Source organism: Bradyrhizobium sp. dw_411 (genome assembly GCF_018449695.1).
Lineage (GTDB): Bacteria > Pseudomonadota > Alphaproteobacteria > Rhizobiales > Xanthobacteraceae > Bradyrhizobium.
In genome coordinates this window covers 151,730-172,243 of record NZ_JAAVUY010000009.1, presented here as the reverse complement: position 1 = coordinate 172,243, position 20,514 = coordinate 151,730, and the positions used below count along the sequence as shown (strand labels likewise).

Below are 20,514 nucleotides of genomic sequence, written 5' to 3'. Positions count from 1 at the left end.
CCGTTGAGGTGGGTTGTGAGTGAGGCCGTTATCAGATGCGCTGCGAGGTCCCCCGAAAGGGGGTTCCATCGCGCGTGGCTGGTGCCGTGCGTTGTCGCGATCGCCAATCTGGTGATGATCGACCTGGCGGCGGCGGAAACCCTGCCGGAAGCGCTCGTAAAAGCCTATCAGACCAATCCGCAGCTCAATGCGGAGCGGGCGCGGCAGCGCGGAACCGACGAAAATGTGCCGCAGGCCCTGGCGGGCTATCGGCCGCAGATTGTGGCGAGCCTGAGCGCAGGGCTGCAGGCGGTTCGCAACCTGCTGCCGGACAATACTGTGCAGAGCGCCACGCTGCGTCCCTGGACCATCGGGGTGACGGTGAGCCAGATCCTGTACAATGGCAACAAGACCGCCAACAGCGTTCGCGTCGCCGAATTTCAGGTCAAGTCGGGGCGGGAAGCGCTGCGCAATGTCGGTCAGGGTGTCCTGCTCGATGCCGTGACGGCCTATATGAACGTGCTCGCCAATCAGGCGCAGGTCGAAGCGCAGCGCACCAATGTGACGGTGCTGCGCGAAATCCAGGCCACCACAAAGCGCCGTCTGGATGCCGGCGACGTGACGCCGACAGACACTGCGCAGGCGGAGTCGCGGTTGAGCCGGGGATTGGCCGATCTCAACGCGGCGGAAGTGGCGTTGGCGATCAGCAAGGAGACTTACGCGCAGGTTATTGGCCAACCGCCGTCGCAACTGATCGCGGCCTCGACGGTCGATAACCTGTCGCCGAATGCGCTGGCATCGTCGATCGATACGGCGAACCACGAGAATCCTGCCGTGCTTGGCGCCACCTTCGACGTCGATGTCGCGACGACTACCATCAGCGTGGCGGAAAGCAGTCTGCTGCCGACCCTGTCGGTTCAGGGCAGCGTCAGCCGTCAGATTCAATCTGATCCGACGCTGAGCACATCCGCCACCGATCAGGCCTCGGTGATAGGCCAGCTCAACGTGCCGATTTACGACGGTGGCGCGGCGCCGTCGCAAATCCGGCAAGCTAAGGAATTGTCCTCACAGAGCCGTCTGGTGCTCGAGCAGATCAGAAACCAGACGCGAACCGCGGTCGCCAGTGCCTGGGTGAGCAATGAAGGCACCAAGGTTGCGCTCACCGCGGCCGAGTCCGAAATGCGCGCGGCTGGCATCGCGCTGCAGGGCGTTCGGCGTGAAGCCGCCGGCGGACAGCGCACCACGATCGATGTGCTCAACGCGCAGCAGGACCTGACCAACGCGCGCATGAGGCTCATTCAAAGCCAGCGTGACCGGGTGATTGCGTCCTACACGCTGCTGAGCGCCGTCGGCCGGCTCGACGTTCATGTCCTCAATCTCAATACGCCGGATTATCTGCCCGAGCTTCACTATCATCAGGTGCGCGATGCCTGGCATGGCGTGCGCACGCCGTCGGGCCAATAAGCATCGTTTGGACGATGCGTGGTCTGATCCGTTCGAAAGAACGAGAACAATCGGAAATAATTCCACGGGCCTTGCATTTGCGCATATCAGACGATCACCGCCTGATCCCGGAAGCCATGTCACATTCCCGTAACTGATAAAGCTTCCGGCCAAAGATATTTTCCGCAGCATTGATCGCGAAGATCGCTTTTCGAAGCGCGAATAGATTTGCCAGAAGTATTCGCGCTGTCGAAAATTTCCGTTTGCGAAGTGAAACCAGCGGTTAAATAAATAAAAAATAGCATTGCTGTTTTCTTCGACAAATGCACCCGGAATGAGCGGAGTACAATTTGTTTCGCTTCAAAAAATTTCGAAAAAAACCAGCGCGACAAGGCATTGATGATCGGTGTAAGGCACGTGTAAGCGTGCTGGCATAAAGTCTGCAACGTAAAATGACGCAGAAGACGAATGGTGTCGTTGTTCGCGTCGCCATCGATTGCCGGGGTAATTAACGTGAATGCTTTCGGAAGCCTGTCGAGACGCTCTCGTACGGTGGTTCTCGCCGTGATCGTGATCGTCGGCGCCGGGGTGTTCTGGGGCAGGAGCTTTATCGGGCTTGCCGATGGACAGGCGGGACCGAAAGACAAAATCGCTGCCGCGGAAAGTGAATTTTCCGGATCCGGCAAAGCCGGCGATACGCAAACCGTCGATCTGTCGGAGAAGCAGGCCTCCACGCTCAAGATCGGCCCGGTGGGCGCGCGTGATTTCGCGCTCTTGAAGACCGCGGTCGGCACGATCGACTTCAACGAAAATCTGCTGGTTCAGGTGTTCTCGCAATATGCCGGGAAAATCCTCAAGGCGAGTTTCAACATCGGTGACGACGTCAAGGCCGGCGATGTCCTGTTCACGATCGACAGCCCCGATCTGCTGCAGGCGGAATCGGCCTTGCTGGCTTCAGCCGGCGTACTCGAACTGCAGAAGCGCGCGCTGGCGCGCGCGACCAATCTGCTGAAGGCTGGCGGCAGCGCGCAAAAAGATGTCGATCAATCGACATCCGATCAGCAGACCGCGGAAGGCAATTACAAGGCCGCGCGCGATGCGGTCCGCATCTTTGGCAAGACCGATGCCGAGATCGACCAGGTCGTCGATATGCGCAAGGTCGATTCCACCTTGCGGGTCCCGAGCCCGATCGCCGGACGGGTTGTGGCGCGCAATGCCGCTCCCGGGCTTCTGACCCAGCCGGGCAGCACGCCGTCGCCCTATTCCGTCGCAGATTTATCGACGATGTGGATGCTGGCCAATGTCATCGAGACCGATGCGCCGGCTTACAAGCTCGGTCAGGCCGTCGAGGTCCGGGTGCCGGCCTATCCCGACACGGTTTTCAGGGGGCGGGTGACGACGGTGGGGTCGATGATCGACCCGAACACCCACCGGCAACTGGTCCGCTCCGAAATCGACGATCCCCAGCATCAATTGCGATCGGGCATGTTCGCCAGTTTTGTCATTAACGTCGGAGACCCCATGCGTTCGCTCGCGGTGCCTGCCGAGGGCGTTGTCAGGGAAGGCGACGGCACGATGACCGTGTGGGTCACCAGCGACAGCAGGCGTTTCATCAAACGGACCGTCAGGATCGGCTTGCAACAGAGTGGCTGGGATCAGATCCTCGACGGTCTTTCGGCTGGAGAAACCGTCGTCACCGATGGCGCGGTGTTTCTGAGCAACAAGCTATTGCTGGGCGATGCCGGTTGACCAGCCCGGCGCCGGTTAGCCCAACAACCCATCACAATCCCAAGATAATCTAGAGATACGCTGCGGGGGCACTTGATAAAGTCTCTACTCGAGTTCGGTCTGACGCGCAGTGCGATCATTGTCCTCGGTCTTGTGGTGTTTTGCGCCGCCGGGATCGTTGCGTTTTCGCGGCTCAATATCGAAGCCTATCCCAATCCCGCGCCGGTCATTCTGGAAATCACCGCACAGGCGGCCGGCCTGTCTGCCGAGGAGATGGAGAAGTATTATACCATTCCGATGGAGGTCGGCCTTTATCCGACGCCCGGCGTCATCAACATCCGCTCGACTTCCTTCTACGGCCTGTCGTTCGTCCGCGTGACCTTCAAATATGGCGTCGATTACTATTTCGCGCTCGCGCAGGCGGCGGTCAGCCTGCAGCAGAACGTCAACCTGCCGGGCAATCAGGTTCCGCAGATTCAGCAATCCAGCCTGGTCGGAGAGATCTACCGCTACGAACTTGTCGGCCCTCCGCATTTCGGTCTGACCAATTTGCGCACGGTGCAGGATTACATCGTCGCCCGCCGGTTCCTGACGATCCCCGGCGTGGTGCAGATCAATGCCTGGGGCGGCACCACCAAGCAGTTCAATGTCGATGCCGATTTGCAAAAGCTGGAAGCCTATAACGTCACGATCCCGCAACTCATCGCCGCGCTCGGCAACGCCAATATCAATGTCGGCGGCCGTGAGATCACCATCGGGCAGCAATCGGTCAATATCCGCGGCGTCGGACTGGTCGACAGCGGCGGCGCCGACGATGTTACCAAGGGCTACAAGGTCGGGGATATCGAAAACATCGTGCTGAGCCAGTCGAACGGGCTTCCGATCCAGGTGAAGAACGTCGCCAGCGTTTCCGTCGGCTATGTGCCGCGGCTCGGAATCGGGGGCAGGGATCACGACGACGATGTCTCCACCGCGATCGTGGTGATGGGACGAACCCAGCACACCAACGACATCATTCCGCGGATCCAGACTGAGGTCGACAAGCTCAATTCCGACGGCAGTCTGCCTGCCGGGGTCAAGATCGTTCCCTATTACGACCGCAGCACGCTGGTCGGGGTGACGACGCATACGGTGATTCACAATCTGATCTTCGGCTGTCTGCTGGTGTTCTTCATTCAATGGGTGTTTCTGGGCGATCTGCGCAGCGCCATTATCGTCAGCGCCAATATCCCGTTCGCATTATTCTTCGCCATCATCATCCTGGTGCTGCAGGGCGAGGACGCCAATCTGCTGTCGCTCGGCGCGGTCGATTTCGGCATCATCGTCGATTCCGCCGTGATCATGATGGAAAACATCTACCGGAACTTCCAGTCGACGCCCGCGCAACGCCAAACCCTGCTCCAGCATCTTTCCGAAGGCTATTGGGGGGACGATCCAACCACCGTGCATGGCCCAACTACTTCGAGCCAGCGCTGGACGGAGCGGCTGCGCATCATCTTCGTCAGCGCGCTGCAGGTCGACAAGGCCGTGTTCTTTACCGCGGCGATCACGGTCACGGCGTTCGTGCCGCTGTTTACGATGCAGGGGGTCGAGGGCCAGATCTTCGGGCCGATGGCGCGGACCTACGGCTATGCGCTGGCCGGAGCCTTGCTGGCCACCTTCACGGTGACGCCGGTGCTGGCTGCGCTGTTGCTGCCCAAGCACATCGAGGAAACCGAAACCACCATCGTGCGCGCGTTGCGCAAGAGCTATACGCCGGTGCTACGCTGGGCGCTCGGCAATCTCAAGATTGCGGTCATTGTCGGCCTCGTCTTCCTGGGCTTAAGCGGATTGGCGGCGTCGCGGCTCGGCAGCGAATTCCTGCCGGCGCTGGAAGAGGGGAATTTCTGGATCAGGGCCGCGATGCCCTCGACGATGTCGCTCGATGCCGGCACGGCCGTCACCGGCAAAATGCGCGAGATTCTGCTCAGGCATCCCGAAGTGATCACGGTGGTGTCGCAGCATGGACGGCCGGACAATGGCAGCGACGCCTCGCCATTCTCCAATGTGGAGCTGTTCGCGCCGCTAAAACCGTTCGACGAATGGCCCGCCAACCTCACCAAGGAAAAACTGACCGAGGAGCTGCAGAAGGAATTCGAGGAGGAAATGCCCGGGATCGGGTTCAACTTCTCGCAATATATCCAGGACAATGTCGAAGAGGCGCTATCGGGCGTAAAGGGCGCCAACTCTGTGAAGATCATCGGGCCGAACCTCGACACGCTGGAACAGCTCGCGACCCAGGTCATGGCCGAGATGACAAAGATCCAGGGCGTCGCCGATCTCGGCATATTTCACCTGCTGGGACAGCCCAATCTCAACATCAAGGTCGATCGCGAGAAGGCCGCCCGCTACGGTCTCAATACCGGCGACGTCAACACCGTCGTTCAGGCCGCGCTCGGCGGCACCACCGCGACGACCGTTCTGGAAGGTGACCGGCAGTTCAATCTGGCGGTGCGGCTCGATGCCAAATACCGCAGCAGCATCGATGCCATCAAGACCGTCAAGGTGGGCTATCAGACGCCGTCCGGCACCAATGGGTACGTCCCGCTCAGCGAGCTTGCGGATATCACGCTCGATACCGGCGCTTCCTTTATCTACCGCGAGCGCAGCCAGCGCTTCATTCCGATCAAGTTCAGCGTCCGCGGCCGCGACCTCGGCAGCACTGTCGCGGAGGCGCAGGAGCGCGTCGCCAAGGCTATCAAGCTTCCCAACGGCTACCGGATCATCTGGGCCGGCGAATTCGACAGCCTGCAGGCCGCCAAACAGAGACTGCTGATCGTCGTGCCGATCACGCTGCTCTTGATCCTGGTGCTGCTGTATGGGTTGTTCAATTCGTTGCGTGACAGCCTTCTTGCGGTGGCCGGCATACCCTTTGCGATCGGCGGCGGGTTGATTGCGCTTTATTTCGCCGGGCTTGATTTCAGCGTCTCGGCCGCGATCGGCTTCATCTCGCTGTTCGGGGTCGCGGTGATGGACGGCATTCTCAACATCACTTATTTCCGCGAACTTCGGGCGCAGGGCATGGGCATCGCCGAAGCCGTATTCCACGGCGCCGAGCAGCGGATGCGGCCGATGCTGATGACAGCGCTGTCGGCCGGCGTTGGGTTGTTTCCGGCCGCGATTTCACACGGTATCGGCAGCCAGGTGCAGCGTCCGCTGGCCACCGTTGTCGTCGGGGGCATGTTCATCGGGCCGCTGCTGCTGCTCATCGTGGCGCCGGCGCTCCGCAAGATCTTTCTCTCAAGGGACAAGGAAGACATCGCGACCGAACCTGCCGGCGACGTAGCCATCGAGGGCAATCCAGATGGTTAGCCGCGAGCCGCGTCCCAATCATCGCAAGCACCGTGTCCTGGCCAGCACGGCGGTCCTGACCGTTCTGTCGATGGCGGTTTCAGGTTGTGCGGTCGGGCCGAATTTCAAGCCGGCGCCCGTTCCCGAGGTCGACGGCTACGTGCGTGGAAACCTGGCGTCACCGGATTCCGGAAGCGGTACGCCGCGAATTGCCGGCCAGCACTTTGTCACCGGCGCTGACGTGTCGGCGCGCTGGTGGGCGGCGTTCAAGTCTCCGCTGCTTAATTCGCTGGTGCGGCAATCGGTCGAGCACAATCCTGGTCTGCAGGCCGCCGAGGCGGCCATCAAAGTCGCGCAATACAACGCGCAGGCCCAGCGCGGATTGTTCTTTCCGCAAGTCACCGGCAATACCACGGCCCAGCAATTTCTGGTGTCGAACCCCCAGCAGGTGCCGCCCGTTCCCTTGCCGGCCCAGCAGACCCAATTCTCGCTCGCGACCAACCAGCTCACGGTATCGTTCGTGCCGGATATCTGGGGCGCCAATGTCCGCGCCGTCGAGAATCTGGATGCGACGACCGAACAGCAATTGTTCCAGCTTGAGGCCGCTTATCTGACGCTGACCAGCAATGTGGTGACGGCGGCGATCCAGGAAGCGTCGCTGCGCGGACAGATTGCCGCGACCCAGCGCATCATCACGATCGAACGTAATCTGCTCGATATCCTCAAGCGTCAGCAAAATTTCGGCCAGGCCGCGCAGGCCGATGTGCTGGCCCAGGATGCGGCATTGGCCCAGGCGGAAGAGTTGCTGCCGCCGCTTGAAAAGCAGTTGGCCCAGCAGCGCGATCTCTTGACGTCGCTGGCGGGGCAGTTCGCCGCCGACGAGATTTCGCAGCGGTTCGATCTGGCACATCTGAAATTACCGACTAATTTGCCGATCAGCCTGCCGAGCAAGTTGGTCGATCAGCGGCCCGATGTGCGGGCGGCGGAGGCGAACATGCATTCAGCAAGTGCGCTGGTCGGTGTGGCGATCGCGGCCCGGCTGCCGAATATCGCGCTTTCAGCCAATGGCGGATCGGCGGCGCCCAATTATGCGCAGGCCTTCGTGCCCGGCGCCGGATTCTACACTTTGGGCGCGAGCGTCACCGCGCCGATCTTCGACGGCTTCACGCTCTATAACAAGCAGAAGGCGGCCGAAGCCGCGCTCGAGCAGGCCGAGGCGCAATATCGCGCCACCGTCATCACCGCATTCCAGAATGTGGCGGATGCGTTGCGGGCCCTGCAGGCCGATGCGCGCGCCTTGAAGGCGGCGTTGCGGGCCGAAGTGACCGCCAAGGCCAGCCTCGACATTGTCCAGCAGCAGTTGAACGCCGGCCAGGTCAATCAGCTCGCGGTGCTCAACGCACAGCAGACCTATCTGACGGCGGCGGTGGTTCGCGTGCAAACCGAAGCCAATCGGCTTTCTGATAGCGCCGCTCTGTTCATGGCGCTCGGCGGAGCCTGGCCGGCCAATTGCACCGTGCCCGACTGGCGCCAATGCGCGATGGGCGATCCGCCCGCGGCGGTCGTGTCAGCGGATGTGAAGTAGGCTGTATTGCTGACGCGCCTGATGGTTCGAGACGCGCGGCGTTGCCGCGCTCCTCACCATGAGGGTTGGGAGGATCTCATCCAGGGGATTGTGAGGACCTCATCCTGAGGAGCCGCGAAGCGGCGTCTCGAAGGATGGAAGCGAGAAATGCCTTGGAGATTTATTCTACCCCGCCGCCACATCCTCGAACCGCGACTGAAGCCGATAGCCGACGCCTGATTCGGTGACCAGCAGCCGCGGATGATCCGGATCGGCTTCAATGATCTGCCGGAGGTCGCGAACCAGAATTCGCAAGTACTGGATGTTTTTCCGAACACTGCCGCTCCAGATTTCCTCGAGCAGCTTGTCGTGCGTGACCACGAGGCCGACATGGGTCGCGAGCACGTGCAGCAGGCGGTACTGTTTGCGGGTCAATTTGATCTGGCCGTTATTCAACAGCACCGTCCGGTTGACGAGGTCGATCGACAGCGGGCCGGCCGTGACCACGGGATTTTCACTGGCGCTCTTGAAATATCGCCGCAGCGCCGCCTGACTGCGCGCGATCAGTTCGGCGATGCCGAACGGCTTGACGACATAGTCGTCGGCCCCCAGCTCCAGCAGGCGGACTTTTTGTTCCTGGTCCGATTCAACTGAAAGCACGATGATCGGGACATTGGACCATGACCGAATCAGTTCGAGAACTTCCGAACCGCGGCGGTCGGGCAGCGCCAGATCCAGAATGATCAGATCCGGTGCATTAAAGGTCGCAGCGCGTAACCCTTCGGCCGCGTTTTCAGCCTCCTGCACCGTAAAGCCGCCATGTAATTCGAAACCCGAACGCAGAAACCGCCTGATCTTGGCTTCATCGTCGATCAGAAGCACAAGGTTAGTCGATTTGCTCATGGGTGGAGAGGCGCCGGCTCATTGTCCGCGGTGTCAGCTGCGGGCAGGACGAAGGCGCCGAGGTTCATATCGCCGATGCCGGTGCGGCCAACGCGGGACCGCCCTCGAAGGTCTGCGCCCTCTCGCCGACGTAAGGCGTATTTTTCCCGCTGGCTTGACGGCTCGGAGGCGGGATCAACGTCGCGACAGCGGCCGAGCTCAGATATTTCGGCGGATACAGATAGAATTCCATCAAGGGCATCTGGGAGCTGCGGTTATTGCGCCGGAGAATGGTCTGGGCTTTCGATCCGGCCTCCGGATAGATGGCGCTCCAGCCCGCGAAACTGCTGGCCAATATCTCAAGCGACAATAGCGTGGTCGCTATCCCTGCGAAGCCTTCATTGGCTTTCTTGGCGCTTCTGGTGGTGGAAGCCTTGCGCAGGAGTTGCTGCAACTCATCATGCGTTTCGATGAAAGGTCCAAGCCGGGATTTCCAGAGGATATCAGGCAGGCAGGCGTAGCCATGCAGCGCGTGATAGCTCTCGATCAGGCTGCGGCACTGCGTGGTCAGGCTTTTCGGTAGAAATCCGAAGTCGGGACTTTCGGTCGTGTCGACGGGAATCGGATCACAGATGTCTGTTGCAACATGTGCGTCGCTCGCAATCCCTGCCACGGCGTCCATCGTCTTGCCCCGCGATAGGCGAGAAGACTCGCCCGATGCATCGCACCATAACGAGTCAGCACATATATCTTCGATGGATAGTCGCAGCCATTTTAATAGAAAAAAAATATACAGAATTGCGCAAGATTGGGTTCAACGCCGCAAAATAAATCGCGTTGGCACATTGGGTATGGCGAAAAAGACACAACGCTCAAAAAACTATTGCGGTGCTTCGCGCATATTTTCACAGATGTCACATATTTCGCCGGAAATCCGGGCAATGCGGCAGGCAACTGACACGGGTGTGTGCACACGCAGGCGAATTCGCGCTTTTGGCTATTTTATCCCTATTAATTGCCGGACTTAGTCCAATCGATCTTTGTCGCCCCGGTGTGAATGATGCACAGCGTCAACACAGCCGCGAGAGCGCTTGAAGGCGCCTTTCCTACTAACAGCTTGGGGCGAGATTATGAAAAGACTTCTTTTGGCAGGCGTCGCACTCTCCGCGATGGGCCTGTTAAATCGTGCAGAAGCGGCGGACGCCGCCTTGCCGGCGAAAGCGCCGGCCGGATGTCGCACCGTCGTCGATCCCTACAAGAATTATTCGTGCCTCGATGCCTATCTCGGCACCGACTTCATGAGCCGTCTTGTCAACTACTACCGGCTCGAATGGGGACACGAGGCTGCACCGGCCGATCCGAAGGCGCCTCCCGGCCGCCGCGATTACTGGCCCGCGACACCCCAAGCCATTCCGCCGTATCCGTTTACTGAATGGCCCTATGGCGGAACGACCAGCCTTGGCGTGACGCGGCCGAGTTCGGTCGACAGTCCGCTGATGGTTGCGCTCGGCAATACCGCCGCCGGCCAGTGGATGAACGACAACCACATCCAGGTCTACGGCTGGGTCGATCCAGGCGGCAATCTCTCCACCAACACGGTGCGCGGCGGCAATGCGCCGGCGGCCTACAGCTACAATCCCAATACCGTGCAGCTCGACCAGGCGGTGATCTATTTCGAGCGGCTGCCCGATACGGTCCAGAAAGATCACGTCGACTGGGGCTTCCGGATCGCGCCGATCTACGGCGAGAACTATCGCTACACGACCGCGTTCGGATTGTGGAGCAGCCAGCTTCTGAACCAGAACGCAAACAACGGCTTCGATTTGCCGATGGCTTACGGCGAGGTCTTCATCCCGCAGGTGATGGAAGGCTTGATGATTCGGTTCGGACGCTACATCTCGATTCCGGACATTGAGGCGCAGTTGGCGCCGAACAATTACATGTACTCGCACTCGATGACCTACACCTTCGACAACTACACCAACACCGGTGTCCAGTTCACGTTGGCGGCGAACAAGAACTGGATGTTCCAGGCGGGCGTTACCGTCGGCACCGAGTCGCTGCCATGGCATGTCGGCTCAACGATCGCCAACCCGTTCCCGAACCCGCTGTTCCCCGGCAACACCATGAAGCAGGATCCGGGCGCACAGCCCAGCGGTACGTTTGGCGTGCGCTGGACCAGTGATAGCGGGAAGGACGACATCAACATTGTCGCCAACGGCATCAACAACGGCACCTGGGGTTACAACAACCTGCAATGGTATGGCTTGACCTACTATCACAAGTTCAACGACCAGTGGCACATCTCGTTCGAAACCTACAATGAGCACCAGAGCAACGTGCCGAACCTGCTCAATGCGACCGCGGCTGCCGCGCTCGGCAACAACGGTACGCCGTTCTCGCTGGCTTACATGCCGTTCAACTCTCCTTTCGCAGCAATTTGCAAAAACTCGGCAGTGATCAGTTGTACGGCGTCGTTCCAGACGTTCCTCACCTATCTGAACTACAAGGTGTCGCCGCTGGATAACATTTCCTACCGCATCGAGTACGTTGACGACATGGAAGGTCAGCGTACCGGCGTCAAGACGGGGTATCTGGAGACGGGTATCGGCTGGCAGCACTGGTTCTCGCCCCAGATCGAGATGCGGCCCGAGATTTCCTATTACAGGTCGCTGAATGCGAATGCGTTCAACGGCAACGCCAACTTCGGCATCTTACCCAACAAGAACTTCGCCATCATCGGTGCGGCGGACATCATCATTCACTTCTGATGCGTGAAAATTGGGGCGGCCCGAGTCGCCCCGATACTTCGCCAGAACAAAATTCGACAGGGGAATAAAATGAAGCGAATTCTTCTCACCACCGTCTCGCTCGGTGTGCTGGGGCTGCTGTCACCGGCATACGGTGCGGACCTGCCCACTTATTCGAAGGCTCCGGTATACTCGGCGCCGGTCTATGACTGGAGCGGATTCTACTTCGGCGTGTTCGGCGGCGGCGGCTACGGCAACCACAATGTCAACGACGCGTTCGGCAATACCGGTGCGGCCAACTTCACGGCCAACTACTCTTCCACCGGCGGCGTGGCTGGTGGCGAGGCCGGTTACAACTGGCAGAGCGGTAATTACATGGTGGGTCTCGAAGGCGATGTGTTCTGGTCCGGCATCAAGGGCAACGATGCGTCAGGCGTGGCCGCGGGTGCCTTTCCAATCCTCGCGGTCGATCAGGACAATATGCGGTGGGGCGGCACGGTTCGCGCACGCAGCGGTTTCACCGTTGACCGCTGGCTGATGTTCTTCACCGGCGGGTATGCTTTCGGCGATATCGCTCACACCAACACCGATCCGGCGTTGGGCGTTGACCGGTTCACCGTCCACGCCAACGGCCTGACCGCCGGCGCCGGCTTCGCCTATGCGATCACCAACAACGTCAGCGGCAAGTTCGAGTACCGTTACTACAATTTCAACGGCTACAACCGGCCGGGTACTCCGCTGACGATAAATGGTCAGTTGCCCTATACCACCGAGACGACCTATTCGGTCGTGACCATCGGTCTCGACTTCAAGTTTGGCGGCCCCGTCGTCGCGAAATATTGAGGTTTCACCGGAACGGGTCGGCGGCATCCGCCGATCCGTTTTCGCGGCGCAAGAAAGATGCGTGCGAGAGAGATGCGCACGAGAGAGATAGAGGCAGTTTCCGCGTTTAGCTGGAGCTGAGCCCGTTCACCAGACCACGATGGCGCAGAGCACCGCCAGGGGCAAAACCGTAACGCCGAGATACATCCAGGTCCGGTATGCGCCTGCGTCCTTTGGCAAAATGAACAGGTTGACGATAAACCACGCACAAACGCCAAAGCCCAGCAGCACCCGGATGAGATCTCCCGGTGTTTCGTGCAGGGACGAGAAGTGCTCCATCTGAGGGCTGGCGACGCGTGCGGTGATCGCCGTCAGTACGATCAGGAAAAGAGTTCGAACCAGTACCCCGCCAAACCAGACCCGATTCGATGGTTTGGGGTCGACTTTTGTTGTTGTATTCGTTGGCAAATCCAGGTTCGCGGGCATCGCACATTCCCACATCAGGTTGCTCAAAAAGGTATCTCTCATCGCGCTGCAACGACAAGAGGTTATTTTTTATATATCTGAGCAACCTAAGCGGTATTCAATGCGAGAAGCTCTGACCCTTTGGCGGGGCAGCGCCGCCAATTTGCCGTGGATTTCGCCTGACCGAGGTCGCCGGGGGGCACGAGGGTCTGGAAAGAAGGGCTGGAAAAGTCGTGCAGGTCTCGTAAACTCCGGGTCAACAAAGGCTTTATAGGTGAGGAGAGGCCCATGGCCGGCGGCATGCAAACGACCAAGGCAGTAATCTGCGTGGCGGCGATCATGTCGTCGCTGACCTTTCCGGCTTATTCGCAAGGCCTGAAAAAGGGCAGCCATGCTGCCCCTACCGCCGAAACTCGCCAGCCGATCGATGAGAAGGCCTACAAGGCCGCGCTGGATCGGATACCGACTCCGAAACAGTCCTACGATCCCTGGGGCGTGGCGCGTCCGAGTGAACCGGCCAAATCTGGAAAGTGAAGTCTGGAAAGTGCAGCCTGGAAAGTAGTGTCCGGAGATCGATGTGGCGCCGGCAAGAACTGTCGCCGCGTGGCTGGATCCCAGATCTGTTTCGACAAACAATAGCAAAATAGTAGTACGATTTTTTACGCCGAGAAGATGGCTTGCTCATAATTCAAGCATTTGCTGTTTGATTCTTGCGCTTACCGCAAGTTGATATCATCATCCGTTGCAGGGACAACGCGACGCCAACAAGACGTCGGACAGAAATAGTCGATCGGGAAACGCCAAGCTTAGTTCTATTTGGCTCAGTTCTAGTTGGCCTGGTTCTATTTGGCGGTTCTGTTTGGCAAATTCTGTTTGAGTTGCCTCAAGTCAAATGGAGGCTGCAATGTCTAGATATTTCGCCACCATCGCCGCAACGCTCGCCATTCTTTCTGGAGCCGTGCTGGTATCCGTTAGTGCGCAAGCCGGAGCGTCGGCTAGCGCACCCTCGAAATACAGCCACGCCAGTCAGGTCGCGACCGCCCAGCAGACCAATCGGCAGGCGCATCGAAACGACTTCGGGATTACCGAGTATTCCTCGTCGTCGGCGAAAAACGCGCCGCGGCACTAACGTTGAGCGGATCGACGCGGCATCTCTTCACCTCGCCCCGCATGCGGTAGGGCTATCGCATATGAAGAAAGAGATTGGGCCTGCAGTCTTTGTGCGGCCATCCTTCGAGACGGCTGCCTGCGGTGTCCCCTCAGGATGAGGACTTTCTGTGCGGCTAAATCTTAAACCCTCATGGTGAGGAGCCTCGTCTTCGAGGCGTCTCGAACCATGAGGCCCCAGGCGATTACCGCGGCGGAAAGTCATATGCGATAGCCCTGCCGCTTGCGGGGCGAGGGAGAAGTGGTCACGCCACTTCGACCCAACCTCATCGCGCCCTAATCGCTTTCGACCGGCGCTTGCCGGTTGTCCGCATGACGCGGCAGGTTGGCATTGCCGACCCATGTGCGCGCCGTCGATATCACATCGGGAAGCCGCGCGCTGACCTCGGCTTTGGTCATCCCCGGGCGAAGCCGCGGGTCATATAGAATATTGAGAAGATACTGGTCGTAGACATCGAAGAAGCCCATCTGGACGTCGTCGTTGAACATGGTCCAGGGCACCGAACGGTCGTCATTGATGGCGCCGAGCGCCTGCAGCAGCTCTTCATAGGCGCAATCGTAGAAGGTGAAATCTCCGGCATCGACCGGCAGGATCACTTCCGCGCGGCGGATCCGAAAGCGCCGATCCCTGGCGATCCCCGACAGGCATTGCGGGTTGAGGGTGTGTTGAATGCGCCTGGCCTTGTCGTGGCCATACAGCGAGCGAATGGTCGGTTCCACATCGCGCGCCGCAACCAGCCTGACGATGAAATTTGCGGCTTGGCGGTCGTCCGTGACGGCCACATCCAGATGATTCACGCGGGCCCTGATATCGGCGATAACAGCCTCGATCTCCGGGCGCCGGTCGGGCTCGCCTTTGCCGTCCAGGAATATCCGGACCGGCTCATCGAATTTGCGCACGCGCTCGGTGGGCGTGCCGAGCTGTAGTTCGGCGTTGAACGCGATCTTGAAAAAGCCGTCCTTGATTTCGGCGTCGGTAAAATCCGTTCGCTGCGATACGCGCCGGCTGACGATATCAGGATCTTCGGCATGCGCCGCCGTGCAGGTAATTGCCGCAAGCATCGCTGCGACCGCAGCTATTCCTGTCATCCTTGTGCCAATCGGCAAAAATCGATGCGATTTTGGAAGCAGCATGGGTGCCCCGGGCGGATCATGCTGCGCAAGTCTTCCAGCAGGAGTCTTCGCAGCAATCTTCGACGCGGAACCATTCAATCCAGGACCACATAGGATTTCGAGATATCAGGGAGCCGTCAGATATAACCATTTAATAGCTGGCGCTCCGATCGGCGGCGGAGCTGCACAGATGACGGGCGGGCAAGAGGTCAGGACGCGGAGTCTTTATGAGATTCCTATAACGTCGCTATGGCCACCGCCTCGAAAACATATGCGCGGAGTGGCACTTCACCACCATCGATACGGTCAAGGTGCGGGTTGCAGTTCCGGCCTCGAGTGATCCCGCAACCTGCCTTCCGCAACGCGCGGCAGAAGCGCACCTAGCACACGAAGGAGCATTCATGTTGGACATCGTCATGCTGGCCATGGGCCTCGGCTTCTTCGTGCTGGCCGTCGGTTACACCTACGCCTGCGAGCGACTCTAAAACGCTCTGAAGGAGCAACCCATGATCTTCGATTACACACTCGCCGGTCTCGTCTCGGCTGGACTGCTGTTTTACCTGACCTATGCGCTGCTGCGGCCGGAACGGTTCTGATCGTCGAAAGCCGGCCAAGGGCCGGAGGCGATCTGCAAAACTGCTCCCGCAAACCTGAAGGCATACGACCATGACCGCCATTGGCTGGATTCAAATTCTTCTGTTCTGCGCTGTTATCGTCGCGCTGGTGAAACCGCTCGGCGGGTATATGACGCGCGTCTTCAATGGCGAGCGAACGTTCCTTTCGCCGATCTTGCGGCCGGTCGAGGCCGGGATCTACTGGATCGGCGGCGTTGACGAGAAGCGCGAGCAGCATTGGCTGACCTACACGGTCGCGATGCTGCTGTTCCATGTCGGAGGCTTTCTCATTCTCTATGCGGTGCTGCGGCTGCAGGCGGTGCTGCCGTTCAACCCGGCGGGGCAGTCCGCCGTGGCGGAGGATCTGTCCTTCAACACCGCGATCTCCTTCATCACCAACACCAACTGGCAGAACTACGGCGGCGAAAGCACGATGTCCTATCTCGTGCAGATGCTCGGCCTGACGCACCAGAACTTCCTGTCGGCGGCGACCGGCATCGCGCTGGCGATGGCGTTGATCCGCGGCTTTTCGCGTTCATCGATGCGCACCGTCGGCAATTTCTGGGTCGATGTGACGCGCTGCACCCTCTATGTCCTGCTGCCGATCTGCGTGGTCTATACGCTGTTCCTGGTCTGGCAGGGCATCCCGCAGACGCTCGGCGCCTATGTCGACGCGACCACGCTGGAAGGCGCCAAGCAGACCATTGCGGTTGGCCCGGTGGCCTCTCAGGTCGCGATCAAGATGCTCGGCACCAATGGTGGCGGCTTCTTCAACGTCAACGCCGCGCATCCGTTCGAGAATCCCACCGCCTTGTCGAATTTCGTGCAGATGCTCTCGATCTTCCTGCTCGGCGCCGCCCTGACCAATGTGTTCGGCCGCATGGTCGGCAATCAGCGCCAGGGCTGGGCGATCCTGGCTGTGATGGGCGTATTGTTCATCGCTGGCGTCGCCGTCACCTATTGGGCGGAAGCCAACGGCACCAGCGCGCTGAGCGCGCTTGGGCTGACCGGCGGCAATATGGAAGGCAAGGAAGTCCGCTTCGGCATCGTGGCATCTTCATTGTTCGCGGTCGTCACCACGGCTGCGTCCTGCGGCGCGGTCAACGCCATGCATGACAGCTTTACGGCACTTGGCGGCATGATTCCGCTGATCAACATGCAGCTTGGCGAAATCATCGTCGGCGGCGTCGGCGCGGGTCTTTACGGCATGCTGCTGTTCGTCGTGCTGGCGATCTTTGTCGCCGGGCTTATGGTCGGCCGAACCCCGGAATATGTCGGCAAGAAGATCGAGGCGCGCGAGGTCAAGATGGCGATGCTCGCCATTCTCGTACTGCCGTTGATGTATCTGGGCTGGACCGCGGTCGCGGTGGTGCTGCCCTCGGCGGTCGCCTCGATGGCCAATGCCGGCCCGCATGGCTTCACGGAGGTGCTGTACGCCTTCACTTCGGCCACCGGCAATAACGGCTCGGCGTTCGGCGGGCTGACCGGCAACACCTTCTTCTACAATCTCACGCTGGCGGCTTCGATGTTCGTCGGTCGATTCTTCATGATCGTTCCGGCGATGGCAATGGCGGGTTCGCTGGCAGGCAAGAAGTCGATCCCGCCGTCGGCCGGCACCTTGCCGACGACGGGCGGCCTGTTCGTCGGCCTGGTCGTCGGCGTGATCCTGATTATCGGCGGTTTGACCTTCTTCCCCGCGCTCGCGCTGGGGCCAATCGTCGAGCATCTCGCCGGCAACGCCAACAACCTGTTCTGATCGCTCTTTCGGAGTAACTTCCATGGATACCATGAAACTGCAAAAGCAGGTGCCGGTCTCGGCGATGCTCGACCCGAAGATCGTCTTCCCGGCGATCGGTTCGGCCTTCGCCAAACTCGATCCGCGGCTGATGGTCAAGAATCCCGTGATGTTCGTGGTCGAGGTCGTGGCTGCGCTGACCACGGTGATCTTCCTGCGCGACGTGGTGACGGGCGGCGAGGGGCTCGGCTTCACCTTCCAGATCATCCTGTGGCTGTGGTTCACGGTGCTGTTCGCCAACTTCGCCGAGGCCGTCGCGGAAGGCCGCGGCAAGGCACAGGCGGAATCGCTGCGCAAGACCCGCACCGAAAGCCAGGCCAAGCTGTTGACCGGGTCTGACAAGGCCTATCGCCTGGTCTCCGGCACCAGCCTCAAGGTCGGCGACGTCGTGCTGGTCGAGGCCGGCGATAATATTCCCTCCGATGGCGAAGTGATCGAGGGCGTCGCCTCCGTCAACGAGGCCGCGATCACAGGCGAATCCGCGCCCGTGATCCGTGAATCCGGCGGCGACCGTTCTGCGGTCACCGGCGGCACGCAGGTCTTGTCCGACTGGATTCGCGTTCGTATCACCGCGGCGCAGGGATCGACCTTCATCGATCGCATGATCCGCCTCGTCGAGGGCGCCGAGCGGCAGAAGACACCGAACGAGATCGCGCTCAACATCCTGCTTGCCGGCCTCACCATCATCTTCGTGTTCGCGACCGTAACCATTCCGAGCTACGCGGCCTATGCCGGCGGGCAAATCTCGGTCGTGATTCTGGTTGCGTTGTTCGTGACGCTGATTCCGACCACCATCGGTGCGTTGCTGTCGGCGATCGGCATCGCCGGCATGGACCGGCTGGTGCGTTTCAACGTACTGGCGATGTCGGGCCGCGCGGTCGAGGCCGCCGGCGACGTCGATACATTGTTGTTGGACAAGACCGGCACCATCACGCTCGGCAACCGCCAGGCGACGGCGTTTCGTCCGGTCCGCGGCGTCAGCGAGCAGGAACTCGCGGACGCGGCGCAGCTCGCTTCCCTGGCCGACGAGACCCCTGAAGGGCGTTCGATCGTCGTGCTGGCAAAAGAGAAGTACGGCATTCGCAGCCGCGACATGGCTGAACTCAACGCCACCTTCATTCCGTTCACGGCGCAAACCCGCATGAGCGGCGTCGATGCCGGCGCATCCTCGGTCCGCAAGGGCGCGGTCGATGCGATCTTGAACTATGTCGATGGCGGAGCGCCGCGCGTGGTTGCCTCAGGCAATGCCGCGCGTGCGATGCAGCCCGCGATGTCGGAGAGCGCCCGCGAACTGCAGGCGATTTCGGATGAAATCGCCAAGGCGGGTGGCACGCCGCTGGCGGTCGCCAAGGACGGCCGCCTGCTTGGCGTGATCCAGCTCAAGGATATCGTCAAGGGCGGCATCCGCGAGCGCTTCGCCGAGTTGCGCCGCATGGGCATTCGCACCGTGATGATCACGGGCGATAATCCGATGACCGCGGCCGCGATTGCCGCTGAAGCTGGCGTCGACGATTTCCTCGCCCAGGCGACGCCCGAAGACAAGCTTAAGCTCATTCGCGACGAGCAGGCCAACGGCAAACTGGTCGCGATGTGCGGCGACGGCACCAACGACGCACCGGCGCTTGCTCAGGCCGATGTCGGTGTCGCGATGAACACCGGCACGCAGGCGGCCCGCGAGGCCGGCAACATGGTCGACCTCGACTCCAATCCGACCAAGCTGATCGAGGTGGTGGAGATCGGAAAACAATTATTGATGACCCGTGGAGCGCTCACCACGTTCTCGATCGCCAACGACGTCGCCAAGTATTTCGCCATCATCCCGGCGATGTTCCTGGCGTTCTATCCGCAACTGTCCGTGCTCAACGTGATGCATCTGGCCAGCCCGCAAAGCGCGATCCTGTCGGCGATCATCTTCAACGCGTTGATCATCATCGGCTTGATTCCGCTGGCGCTGCGGGGCGTGTCGTATCGGGCCATCGGGGCCGGCGCGCTGTTGCGCCGTAACCTGATGATCTACGGCGCGGGCGGCATCATCATTCCCTTTATCGGCATCAAGGCGATCGACCTCATCGTCGCTGCGCTGCACCTAGCTTAGCACTACTCTCAACACCGTCATTGCGAGGAGCGAAGCAACGAAGCAATCCACCCTTCCTTTCTTGCCGCCCTATGGATTGCTTCGCTTCGCTCGCAATGACGAAAAATATCGGAGACACACCATGTTGAAAGAAATTCGCCCCGCCATTCTTATCCTGGTTCTGCTGACGCTGATCACTGGCCTGGCCTATCCGCTCGCGATGACCGCGATCGCGGGCGCGGTCTTTCCGAAGCAGGCGGAAGGCAGCCTGATCGAACGCGACAGCAAGGTGATCGGATCTGCCTTGATCGGACAGGAATTCAAGGACGACAAATATTTCCATGGCCGGCCCTCGGCCACCTCGGCGCCGGATCCGGCCGACGCCACCAAGACCGTGCCCGCGCCCTACAACGCCGCCAATTCCTCGGGCTCCAACCTCGGCCCGACCAGCAAGGCGCTCAATGACCGGGTCAAGGAAGATGTCGATAAACTGAAAGCGGAGAACGCGTCCGCGCCGGTACCGATCGATCTTGTCACCACCTCGGGCAGCGGCCTCGATCCGGATATCTCGCCGGAGGGCGCGCTGTTCCAGGTGCCGCGCGTCGCCAAGGCCCGCCATCTGCCGGAAGAACGCGTCCGCCAGCTCGTCGCGGACAATACCGCAGGCCGCCTCGGCGGATTGCTCGGTGAACCCCGGGTTAACGTGTTGGAGCTCAATCTGGCGCTGGATGCAGCGGCGAAGTGATATCGGGATGATGAGATTAGATTGATCTCTCGCGGCAAAGAAG

At 60.3% G+C, this 20,514-nt stretch carries 16 protein-coding genes; 12 read left to right on the top strand and 4 right to left on the bottom strand.

What is annotated here, in order from left to right:
• The first annotated feature begins 114 nt into the window (after positions 1-114).
• From HB676_RS17375 to HB676_RS17360, 4 genes are all read left to right on the top strand, one after another.
• On the top strand, positions 115-1,443 hold the full coding sequence (locus HB676_RS17375) for a TolC family outer membrane protein (protein WP_213739199.1): 1,329 nt from the start codon (positions 115-117) through the stop codon (positions 1,441-1,443).
• 492 nt (positions 1,444-1,935) lie between these two features.
• On the top strand, positions 1,936-3,171 hold the full coding sequence (locus HB676_RS17370) for an efflux RND transporter periplasmic adaptor subunit (protein ID WP_346347364.1): 1,236 nt from the start codon (positions 1,936-1,938) through the stop codon (positions 3,169-3,171).
• A gap of 72 nt (positions 3,172-3,243) precedes the next feature.
• Complete coding sequence (locus tag HB676_RS17365) at positions 3,244-6,501, top strand: CusA/CzcA family heavy metal efflux RND transporter (protein WP_213739063.1); 3,258 nt, start codon at positions 3,244-3,246, stop codon at positions 6,499-6,501.
• Positions 6,494-8,065 (top strand): efflux transporter outer membrane subunit, encoded by a 1,572-nt coding sequence (locus HB676_RS17360; RefSeq protein WP_213739062.1) that lies wholly within the window; start codon positions 6,494-6,496, stop codon positions 8,063-8,065. The genes HB676_RS17365 and HB676_RS17360 overlap by 8 nt, the downstream gene beginning before the upstream one ends.
• 165 nt (positions 8,066-8,230) lie before the next feature.
• On the opposite strand, the gene HB676_RS17355 is transcribed toward HB676_RS17360, so the two are convergent.
• Both HB676_RS17355 and HB676_RS17350 read right to left on the bottom strand, forming a co-directional pair.
• Positions 8,231-8,947 carry a response regulator gene (locus tag HB676_RS17355; RefSeq protein WP_213739061.1) on the bottom strand — a complete coding sequence of 239 codons (717 nt, stop codon included), beginning with the start codon at positions 8,945-8,947 and terminating at the stop codon, positions 8,231-8,233.
• A gap of 64 nt (positions 8,948-9,011) precedes the next feature.
• Positions 9,012-9,608 carry a hypothetical protein gene (locus tag HB676_RS17350; protein ID WP_213739060.1) on the bottom strand — a complete coding sequence of 199 codons (597 nt, stop codon included), beginning with the start codon at positions 9,606-9,608 and terminating at the stop codon, positions 9,012-9,014.
• 448 nt (positions 9,609-10,056) lie between these two features.
• On the opposite strand from HB676_RS17350, the gene HB676_RS17345 reads away from it, so the two are divergent.
• Together HB676_RS17345 and HB676_RS17340 are read left to right on the top strand one after the other, a co-directional pair.
• Positions 10,057-11,697: an outer membrane beta-barrel protein gene (locus tag HB676_RS17345; RefSeq protein ID WP_213739059.1), complete on the top strand. Its 1,641-nt coding sequence runs from the start codon at positions 10,057-10,059 to the stop codon at positions 11,695-11,697.
• Positions 11,698-11,766: 69 nt separating this feature from the next.
• Positions 11,767-12,519 carry an outer membrane beta-barrel protein gene (locus HB676_RS17340; RefSeq protein ID WP_213739058.1) on the top strand — a complete coding sequence of 251 codons (753 nt, stop codon included), beginning with the start codon at positions 11,767-11,769 and terminating at the stop codon, positions 12,517-12,519.
• A gap of 126 nt (positions 12,520-12,645) precedes the next feature.
• Here the strand turns inward: HB676_RS17340 and HB676_RS17335 are convergent, their stop codons facing one another.
• On the bottom strand, positions 12,646-13,011 hold the full coding sequence (locus HB676_RS17335; protein ID WP_213739057.1) for a hypothetical protein: 366 nt from the start codon (positions 13,009-13,011) through the stop codon (positions 12,646-12,648).
• 240 nt (positions 13,012-13,251) lie between these two features.
• Between HB676_RS17335 and HB676_RS17330 the strand changes: the two genes are divergently transcribed.
• Both HB676_RS17330 and HB676_RS17325 read left to right on the top strand, forming a co-directional pair.
• Positions 13,252-13,497 (top strand): hypothetical protein, encoded by a 246-nt coding sequence (locus HB676_RS17330; RefSeq protein WP_249780299.1) that lies wholly within the window; start codon positions 13,252-13,254, stop codon positions 13,495-13,497.
• Between the two features lie 370 nt (positions 13,498-13,867).
• Positions 13,868-14,092 carry a hypothetical protein gene (locus tag HB676_RS17325; RefSeq protein ID WP_213739056.1) on the top strand — a complete coding sequence of 75 codons (225 nt, stop codon included), beginning with the start codon at positions 13,868-13,870 and terminating at the stop codon, positions 14,090-14,092.
• Between the two features lie 314 nt (positions 14,093-14,406).
• Here HB676_RS17325 and HB676_RS17320 read toward each other — a convergent pair whose 3' ends face one another.
• Positions 14,407-15,219, bottom strand: coding sequence for a DUF2927 domain-containing protein (locus tag HB676_RS17320; protein ID WP_213739055.1), 813 nt, complete (start codon positions 15,217-15,219; stop codon positions 14,407-14,409).
• 530 nt (positions 15,220-15,749) lie between these two features.
• On the opposite strand from HB676_RS17320, the gene HB676_RS17315 reads away from it, so the two are divergent.
• The 4 genes from HB676_RS17315 (at position 15,750) to HB676_RS17300 (ending at position 20,471) form a co-directional block, all read left to right on the top strand.
• Positions 15,750-15,839, top strand: a complete 90-nt coding sequence (locus tag HB676_RS17315) for a K(+)-transporting ATPase subunit F (protein ID WP_213739054.1) — start codon at positions 15,750-15,752, stop codon at positions 15,837-15,839.
• A gap of 70 nt (positions 15,840-15,909) precedes the next feature.
• Complete coding sequence (kdpA, locus tag HB676_RS17310; protein WP_213739053.1) at positions 15,910-17,613, top strand: potassium-transporting ATPase subunit KdpA; 1,704 nt, start codon at positions 15,910-15,912, stop codon at positions 17,611-17,613.
• Positions 17,614-17,635: 22 nt separating this feature from the next.
• On the top strand, positions 17,636-19,747 hold the full coding sequence (gene kdpB, locus HB676_RS17305) for a potassium-transporting ATPase subunit KdpB (protein ID WP_213739052.1): 2,112 nt from the start codon (positions 17,636-17,638) through the stop codon (positions 19,745-19,747).
• 121 nt (positions 19,748-19,868) lie between these two features.
• Positions 19,869-20,471: a K(+)-transporting ATPase subunit C gene (locus HB676_RS17300; protein WP_213739051.1), complete on the top strand. Its 603-nt coding sequence runs from the start codon at positions 19,869-19,871 to the stop codon at positions 20,469-20,471.
• Positions 20,472-20,514: the final 43 nt, after the last annotated feature.

What these genes read in the sequence shown, in the direction of transcription:
- HB676_RS17320 (WP_213739055.1), bottom strand. Translation starts at nt 15,219, where the DNA reads ATGACAGGAATAGCTGCGGTCGCAGCGATGCTTGCGGCAATTACCTGC.
- HB676_RS17330 (WP_249780299.1), top strand. Translation starts at nt 13,252, where the DNA reads ATGGCCGGCGGCATGCAAACGACCAAGGCAGTAATCTGCGTGGCGGCG.
- HB676_RS17345 (WP_213739059.1), top strand. Translation starts at nt 10,057, where the DNA reads ATGAAAAGACTTCTTTTGGCAGGCGTCGCACTCTCCGCGATGGGCCTG.
- kdpA (WP_213739053.1), top strand. Translation starts at nt 15,910, where the DNA reads ATGACCGCCATTGGCTGGATTCAAATTCTTCTGTTCTGCGCTGTTATC.
- HB676_RS17350 (WP_213739060.1), bottom strand. Translation starts at nt 9,608, where the DNA reads ATGGACGCCGTGGCAGGGATTGCGAGCGACGCACATGTTGCAACAGAC.
- HB676_RS17355 (WP_213739061.1), bottom strand. Translation starts at nt 8,947, where the DNA reads ATGAGCAAATCGACTAACCTTGTGCTTCTGATCGACGATGAAGCCAAG.
- HB676_RS17360 (WP_213739062.1), top strand. Translation starts at nt 6,494, where the DNA reads ATGGTTAGCCGCGAGCCGCGTCCCAATCATCGCAAGCACCGTGTCCTG.
- HB676_RS17375 (WP_213739199.1), top strand. Translation starts at nt 115, where the DNA reads ATGATCGACCTGGCGGCGGCGGAAACCCTGCCGGAAGCGCTCGTAAAA.
- HB676_RS17340 (WP_213739058.1), top strand. Translation starts at nt 11,767, where the DNA reads ATGAAGCGAATTCTTCTCACCACCGTCTCGCTCGGTGTGCTGGGGCTG.
- HB676_RS17325 (WP_213739056.1), top strand. Translation starts at nt 13,868, where the DNA reads ATGTCTAGATATTTCGCCACCATCGCCGCAACGCTCGCCATTCTTTCT.
- HB676_RS17300 (WP_213739051.1), top strand. Translation starts at nt 19,869, where the DNA reads ATGTTGAAAGAAATTCGCCCCGCCATTCTTATCCTGGTTCTGCTGACG.
- kdpB (WP_213739052.1), top strand. Translation starts at nt 17,636, where the DNA reads ATGGATACCATGAAACTGCAAAAGCAGGTGCCGGTCTCGGCGATGCTC.
- HB676_RS17315 (WP_213739054.1), top strand. Translation starts at nt 15,750, where the DNA reads ATGATCTTCGATTACACACTCGCCGGTCTCGTCTCGGCTGGACTGCTG.